The organism is Nostoc sp. 2RC, assembly GCF_014222165.1.
Lineage (GTDB): Bacteria > Cyanobacteriota > Cyanobacteriia > Cyanobacteriales > Nostocaceae > Nostoc > Nostoc linckia.
On the sequence record NZ_JACKZU010000490.1, the window covers coordinates 1 to 5,071 of the forward strand.

Below are 5,071 nucleotides of genomic sequence, written 5' to 3' on the forward strand. Positions count from 1 at the left end.
CTTTCAGGCTGGGGAAAGGTTTTAAATCCCTTACCCTTTCCCCAGCCTGAAAGAAGCGCATTTTTGGGTTGCCAGACTACTAGTATACTTATGCTTTTTCAGGGCGCATTAGCTTAAATAATCAATATATTTTTTCACCTGTTTTAGTTGATTTCACTTAGCTATCTGATTAGTTGCTGAAATTGATACAGCCTTTTTCAGAAAATTCCCCTTGGCTTGCTTTTAAGGCATAGCTAATATTTTCAATCCTGTTGTGTCTTCCCAAGGGCGTATTACTAATCATGAAAGCACGGTGACGTAAAGAGCTTGAGAGCGTCTGTTGTTCAATTAGCAATATATTTTTTTTAGTTTATGAAATCTTTATCATAATAATCCATCTGTGACAACATGATTTCTATATGATTTAATTTAAAAGTCCTATGAGTGTTTAACCATTTTTACATAATTAGTTCATGGAATCTTTACCATTTTTGATAGTCGATGACCAAGCTATTTCTATTGAAGAAGCAGTAAAATACCTGCAAGTCTCTGGAAAATTGGGACAGTACATTGGGGATATTCTCCGCCAGTACGTAATTGAGCAAGAAATCCGGACGCGAGATGATATCGAGATTGGCACAGCGGTAACTGAACAAGCAATTATTGATTTTCGACTCAACAATCAGTTGACTGACCCCCAAAGTTTTCAAGAATGGTTAAAGAGGAACAACACAGATTACACAACATTTCATACATCAGTGACTTTTGGCTACAAGGTAGAAAAACTGAAAGCTGTAGTTACCGAAGCAAAACTTCCAGAATATTTTATTGAACGCAAAATTTTTTTAGATCGGGTGGTACTTTCTCGGATTGTTGTTGATAATCGCGAATTGGCAGATGAATTACAAATCCAAATAGAAGAAGGAGGTAGCTTTGAGCAATTAGCTAGAGAATATTCACTTGCAGATGACCGAATTGTGAATGGCATGATGGGACTCATTAGCCGAGGAAGTCTACCTGACACACTACGGGCTGCTATTGATGTCGCAAGTCCTGGGCAAGTGGTAGGCCCAATAGAATTGGTTGGTGGAACCTCTTTGCAAGGAGAAGGGCCTTTTGGTTTGTTTCGAGTAGAACAATTTCTGCCAGCCTCTTTAGAAGATACTCAACTAAACCAAGCACTACAAAATGAATTGTTTGAGAAATGGCTAGCAGAGAAAATTCAAAAACTGACAGTCAAATTACAAGTGAGTTAAAAATTCTGGATAATGAATCTCTACGATTAGAAGTGCTGGCTTCTTTACCTTGGCATCAACCACCACTGTGTTGGTTGACTCCCGAACAGCAATCCCGATTGCGAGATGAATCCCAAGCTCGTCAGTATCGTTTGGGGGATAAAATCTGGTCAAGCGATATCAGCGGTTACCAATTCTTGATTGTGGCTGGGAAAGTACGTTTGCGAGATGGAAGAAACCCATCTAGCGGGCTATCTCAAGAACGTGTTGGCAAATCCATAGCCGCCCTGGAAGCAGGAGATTGGTTTGGCGATTTACAAAAGCTGTCTGCGGATTTTAAAGCTGTAGCTGCTAGTAAAGAAGTGATAGTAGTGTGTTGGGAGACAGCACTGTGGGCAGAATTTTCTCACCCACAAATTCAGGAATTTTGGCAAGCTTTACCTGTGGAAAGGGAACCAGAAAAAGAGACATTTTCCTACTCTCCCACAATTCCACTACCCCCAGCTTCCGAGGAAACTGTTCCCCTACAACCCCAAAAAGGACTACCAGCAGCCAACTTAATTGTTCCCAATTATCCTTTTGTTGCCAGTTGGAATACTGCTGCTGCATGTTTAACAATGGTGGCGCAACAGCTAGAAAATTCGGTGCAATTGGAATGGGTACAACGCCAACTTAGAGGACAACGCCCAAAAAATGTTGTGGAAGCAGCAGAAAAGATGGGCTTAGTGTTGCGGCGGTTACAAGTAAGTTGGAGTGACTTGCGACAAATATCATTTCCAGCTTTGTTGTTGTGGAATACCGAGTTAGCCCAGAGTCCATCTTGGGTGGTAGCCTATGGAATAAGAGGCGATCGCTTAATTATCGCTAATCCTTTAAATCCCGATCGCCTTTGTGAAAGTTTGCCCCAGTCGGTAGTTGAGGCGTGTTGGGATGGACAACTCTGGCAAGTAGAACTCATCGCCCAGCAAGAAAAATTTAACCTCAGTTGGTTTACCCCAGCAGTTTGGAAGTATAAAGGATTGCTAGGGGAAGTATTGTTGGCATCTTTTACCTTGCAGCTTTTGGGCTTAACAACACCACTGATTACCCAAGTTGTTATTGATAAAGTCATGGTGCAGGAGAGTTTGCCGACTCTTGATGTCATGGCGATCGCTTTGCTGTTTGTCGCCATATTTGAGTCCATACTCGGCATTCTGCGCTTATTTATCTTTACCCACACAGCCCGCCGTCTGGATTTAAGTTTATCAGCACAGCTGTTTCGCCATTTGATGCGCTTGCCTTTGGCTTATTTTGAGTCGCGGCGCGTGGGAGACACGGTAGCACGAGTCCAAGAACTCGAACAAATTCGGCAATTCCTCACAGGTACAGCATTAACTGTGATTTTGGATAGCATCTTTGCTGTGGTGTACCTAGCATTGATGTTTTACTATAATATCCCCCTCACCTTTGTCGCCTTAGCGGTATTGCCACTGTTTGCAACCTTGACAATAGTTGCAACACCAATTCTGCGTAACTGGCTCAACGAAACTTTTAACCGTTCTGCCGATAGTCAATCGTTTTTAGTCGAGACAGTCACCGGCATTCACTCCGTGAAAGCCCATGCAGCCGAACCAGTAGCGCGCGATCGCTGGGAAGGCTTATTTGCTCGCTTCATTCGCACAGGTTTTAAAGCTTCTACTACCTCCAACATCAGCAGCAATCTTGGTGACTTCCTCACCAATTTTTCCACAATGTTGATTCTCTGGTTTGGAGCCAAGTTAGTCATCGAACAAAAGCTCACAGTCGGACAACTTGTCGCCTTTCAAATGTTGTCTGGTAGAGTCACAGGGCCGCTTTTACGCTTAGTGCAATTGTGGCAAAACCTCCAACAAGTTCTACTTTCTGTAGACCGCATTGGTGATATTCTCAACGTCTCTCCAGAAGCAGAACCGGGAACTGGCTTAGTTTTGCCACCTTTAAAAGGTCAAGTCAGCTTCGAGCAAGTATTTTTTCGCTACCGACCGAACTTTGAACCAGTTTTACGGGGAATATCTTTCAATGCCGACCCAGGACAATTTGTTGGTATTGTCGGACGTAGCGGTTCCGGTAAAAGTACTCTTTCTAAACTATTACAACGCCTTTATCAAATTGAATCAGGACGCATTCTGATTGATGGTTTTGATATTAAAAGTGCCGATTTAGCATCACTGCGACAACAAATTAGTGTAGTTCTCCAAGAAGACTTTTTATTTAACGGTTCTATTTTGGAAAATATCACTCTCGGCAATCCTGATATTACCGCAGAACAAGTGGTAGAAGCCGCAAGGCTGGCGGTAGCACACGACTTCATCAGCCAATTACCCTACGGTTACGAAACTAATGTCGGCGAACGCGGTACCGCTTTATCCGGTGGACAGAGACAACGCATCGCCCTAGCAAGGTTATTTCTTTCCCAAGCACCGATTTTAGTTTTGGATGAAGCCACCAGCGCTTTGGATAGTGAAACTGAACAACAAGTACTACAAAATCTGCAAAAAATTTCTGCCAACCGTACCGTCTTTCTCATCGCTCACCGCTTTGCTCCTCTCAAACGTGCCGATTTAATTTTGGTGTTAGAACAAGGCGTGATTGCTGAACGTGGTACTCACTCACAGTTATTACAACAAAAAGGTTTGTACTGGTCACTATATCAACGGCAGCAAGCAAATATATAGTACATTCAGTAGATTCGCTGCCTAAGTTCTGATTTAATGGCTTTAAAGCTTGTGGCTAGATAAAAAATAAATATCTACAGAGTGGCTTTCGAGTACTTTTTGGCGAATAGAGTTATGCTCTATTCGCCTTTTAAATGTGATATCATGTCCGGCTAATTACTTGTCGTTAAAATTTCTCCGCGTCCCCGTGTCTCCGCGTCCCCGTGTCTCCGCGTCGGTCTAAATAATCAATCTTTTACGGGACATAATATAATTTGCGCTCAATTTTCTCCCCTACTTCTCCCCGATTATTTTCTAATTTAGAACAGTACCGGACTAAGGTTAAATTTGCTTGGAGAGTTTAATATCTACAAAAAATGTAGTATTACAAATTTATATGAAGTGAAAAGATAAATTTTGTAATACCTCAAAATGTGATATTACTAACTAATTATGTTATTTTCTAGTCAAATATATTTGTAGTACCTGTCTTATACTAAAATACTTCTCTGGCTCAAGTTCTGAAAAAAAAAGGATTTGAGCGGTTACATAATGCGAATTTACTTGAATATAGGGAGTGCAATTGCTGATGCTTTTTACCAAAGAGCGTAATTCTAATAATCAAAATCTTGGTCTGGAAACTAGCAATCTATCTTTAAAAGTACCTGATATATTTGATAATTCTAATAATTACTTTAACTCCAGTGCAAGTAGTTACACTTCTTCTTTAATCAATACTTCTGGAGTCAACAATCAAACGAATAAAGATTTAGCCACAAGTAGTAAAAATAATAAAAATACTACACAGAGGATGTCTCTGGTAAAATCAAGCGTTGTTGTCGCTGCTGTTCAACCAGACCTAATAATTCAAAATGCTGTTAATCCCAGTGTAGGGTCAGTGGGCGAAAGTATTGAAGTCAGCTATCAAGTGAAAAATCAAGGCACTAGTAGTAGTGCTAGCTATCACCAAACAAAGTTTTATCTTTCAACAAATACAACCTTAAGCAACGATGATATTTATTTAGGTTCTGATTACTTTTTTAATTCTATAGCTGCCGGTGTTTCTAGCGGTTCAACAACTACAATTAACATCAATAATAGCATCGCGGTAGGCAATTATTATTTGTTATATCAAGCTGATGGTAATAACAATATCGCCGAAAGTAATGAAAATAATAATATTGT

The 5,071-nt window shown here is 40.7% G+C and carries 3 protein-coding genes; all 3 read left to right on the forward strand.

Annotation, left to right across the window (positions count from 1 at the left end):
• The first annotated feature begins 452 nt into the window (after positions 1–452).
• Positions 453–1,235: a peptidylprolyl isomerase gene (locus GNE10_RS31945; RefSeq protein WP_185569984.1), complete on the forward strand. Its 783-nt coding sequence runs from the start codon at positions 453–455 to the stop codon at positions 1,233–1,235.
• Positions 1,184–3,907, forward strand: coding sequence for a peptidase domain-containing ABC transporter (locus tag GNE10_RS31950; RefSeq protein ID WP_185569986.1), 2,724 nt, complete (start codon positions 1,184–1,186; stop codon positions 3,905–3,907). Before GNE10_RS31945 ends, GNE10_RS31950 begins: the two co-directional genes overlap by 52 nt.
• 568 nt (positions 3,908–4,475) lie before the next feature.
• Positions 4,476–5,071 (forward strand): CARDB domain-containing protein (locus GNE10_RS31955; protein ID WP_311774903.1); only part of this gene is annotated, 596 nt, incomplete at its 3' end.